Origin of the sequence: Companilactobacillus crustorum JCM 15951, from assembly GCF_001434585.1 — a bacterium.
GTDB classification, from domain to species: Bacteria; Bacillota; Bacilli; order Lactobacillales; family Lactobacillaceae; genus Companilactobacillus; species Companilactobacillus crustorum.
In genome coordinates this window covers 1-229 of sequence record NZ_AZDB01000098.1, presented here as the reverse complement: position 1 = coordinate 229, position 229 = coordinate 1, and the positions used below count along the sequence as shown (strand labels likewise).

At 43.2% G+C, this 229-nt stretch carries 1 pseudogene; it reads left to right on the top strand.

Annotated elements, in window-relative coordinates:
- A pseudogene (locus FD26_RS10810) lies at nt 1-229 on the top strand (IS30 family transposase); the annotation flags it as partial.

Below are 229 nucleotides of genomic sequence, written 5' to 3'. Positions count from 1 at the left end.
GGGCGATCAATTGAACAGCGTCCCATGATGATTAATCAACGTAATCGCATCGGCGATTTTGAACTAGATACAGTCGTTGGTCCTCGTGGGCATAGTAAGGCAGTTTTATTAACTTTAATCGATCGAAAATCACGGTTCCTTTGGGCATACCGGTTAAAAGATCGGACGACAGTGACTGTTAATGAAGCACTAACTAAGTTCCTAACCACTTTTAATGGTCCGGTGCACA